This is a genomic window from Jidongwangia harbinensis (genome assembly GCF_020216025.1).
In the GTDB taxonomy this organism is placed as follows: Bacteria; Actinomycetota; Actinomycetes; order Mycobacteriales; family Micromonosporaceae; genus Actinoplanes; species Actinoplanes harbinensis.
In genome coordinates this window covers 1-2320 of sequence record NZ_JAIWNC010000101.1, presented here as the reverse complement: position 1 = coordinate 2320, position 2320 = coordinate 1, and the positions used below count along the sequence as shown (strand labels likewise).

General features: G+C 66.3%; 1 protein-coding gene and 2 pseudogenes. All 3 read left to right on the top strand.

The window, feature by feature from the left end:
- Nucleotides 1–446: 446 nt before the first annotated feature.
- Nucleotides 447–542, top strand: a pseudogene (locus LDL48_RS45340) (helix-turn-helix domain-containing protein); the annotation flags it as partial.
- 15 nt (nt 543–557) lie between these two features.
- A pseudogene (locus tag LDL48_RS43145) lies at nt 558–835 on the top strand (transposase); the annotation flags it as partial.
- Between the two features lie 298 nt (nt 836–1133).
- Nucleotides 1134–2320 (top strand): transglycosylase domain-containing protein (locus LDL48_RS43140; RefSeq protein ID WP_225260998.1); only part of this gene is annotated, 1187 nt, incomplete at its 3' end.

The following is a 2320-nucleotide window of genomic DNA, read 5'->3' as shown; positions in this document are numbered from 1 at the left end:
GCGACGCAAAATTCTGATCCCCCCGGATTTGTCCGGCCTCGTCGTCGGCCGGGCATACGAAGAGATTCGCGGGGGTACGGAGCACCGCCGGTGCCCGCTCGGGTGCCGCCCGGTTGTACCGGACCGGCGCGGATCGGTGTGCCCTCGGATCGACCACCCGGCAGTTCAGTTGAGGAATCGTCGGCTGTCTTCCGCAGCCGCGTCCGTACCGTCCGGCCCCTGTGCGCTTGGGCGGGGAGGAGGCGGAATGAAGGTTCTAGTGCGTCGTTCCTCAATTGGATGACTATCCGAAAGGCCACTCGCGGGATGATTCTGTGCAGTGGGAGTCCTCGTCGGAAGGCGGTCGTGGTCATGCCCGCTCTGGTGTTCGCGCGTCCCGCTGTGGACGGTGACGAACGGGCCAGAGTGCAAAACTGGCCGCAGCAAGACATGCACCGGCGGAATGGGTGCTGCGGGCGCGGATCGCGACGCTGTCGTGGTCGGGTTTGACGGTGCCGCAGATCGCGGATCGGGTTGGTTGTCACCCGCGGACGGTGCGGCAACGTCTGCACCGGTTCAAATCCGCGGGCGTGGCCAGGCACTACTCCAGCACCGCCGGACGGATCGAGACTGCCAGGTCGGTGTGTTCATGGCCTACCGCTCGAACAGGGGCCACGCGCTGATCGACCGGCAGCTCTATCTTCCGCAGGTCTGGACCGATGACCGGGACCGATGCCGAGCCGCCGGCGTCCCGGACGAGGTGGAATTCGCGGCGAAGGTGCAGATGGCACGCACCATGCTGGCCACAGCGTTCGCCGCTGGTGTTCCGGCCGGCTGGGTGACGATGGACGAGGCTGTCGCGAACGACTCGGAACGTCGACGCGGTGTCACAAGCCATAGGTCGGGTCTCGTGGCTTGGAGTGACTCGCCAGCCACGACCGCGGCAGCCGCCAAGCCGAGCACGGCCTTTCCTGAGGATGCCGCTGCGGCGGTTGAGCACATCGCGGATTTGCTGGGGCTGTCCCACCGAGTTCATTGATTGCCGGACCCGGCGGCAGCATTCGCCGCCGTTTGCCCAGATGCCGTTGTCCGGACAGCCGGTGCAGCTTGGCGGCGTGCGCGGTTCACGTATCGTGCCTCCCGTGAGTTCCTGGATGCGCCATCGCGATCACAACATCTTTGCCAACGCCGCGTCACTGGTGATCTGCGGCCTGCTGGCCGGCGTCATCGTGGCGGCGGCGGCGTTCCCGGCCGTGGCCATGTCCGGTCTGGCGGCGAAGGCGGGTGGCGAGTCGTTCGCGCAGCTGCCGAGTGAGCTGAAGCACACCACGGCGCCGCAGGTGACCCGCATCTTCGCCGCGGACGGCAAGACGCCGATCTCGGTGTTCTTCGACGAGTTCCGCAGCGACGTGCCGCTGAAGGACATCTCGAAGAACATGCAGAACGCGATGATCGCCGCCGAGGACCACGAGTTCTTCAAGCACAACGGCGTCGACCTCAAGGGTGTCGCGCGGGCGTTCGTCAGCAACAACAGCAACTCCTCCAACGGCCAGCAGGGCGCGTCGACGTTGACGATGCAGTACGTGCGCATGTCGCTGGCGTACTCGGCGACGAACCCGCAGGCGGTCGTCGACGCGACCGAGGACACCCCGAAGCGGAAGATCAACGAGTTCAAGTACGCGATGCAGGTGGAAGAGGAGCTGACCAAGGAGCAGATCCTCGAGCGCTACCTGAACACCGCGCCGTTCGGCAGCGGGGCGTACGGCATCTCCGCGGCCAGCCAGGTGTACTTCCGCAAGAAGCCCAAGGACCTCAGCGTGGCCGAGGCCGCGATGCTGGCCGGCAAGGTCAAGGCGCCGTCGTCCTACGACCCGACCACGGAGAGCGGTTACCGGGAGGTCGTGGAGCGTCGCGGGTATGTGTTGAACAACATGCTGGGGCTGGGTTTCATCACCCAGGACCAGTTCAACAAGGCGAAGGCGTCCAAGATCCCGCGGGAGATCAAGCGGCCGGGCAACGGCTGCGTGTCGGTGGCGAAGAACCACTGGGGCTTCTTCTGTGACTACTTCTACCGCTGGTGGCTGAGCCAGCCGGCGTTCGGCGTCACCACCTACGACCGGGAGCGGCAGCTCAAGAGCGGTGGCTACCGGATCGTCACCTCGCTGGACGTCAAGGCGCAGGCCGCGGCCCGGAAGAACATCTCCGACCGGCTCAAGGACAGCAACGAGGACGCGCTGCTGGCCGCCGGTGTCGAGCCGGCCACCGGCCGGGTCCGCACCCTCGCCACGAACCGTAAGTTCAAGCTCGACGACCCGGCGGATCCGCAGAACAAGCCGTCCTC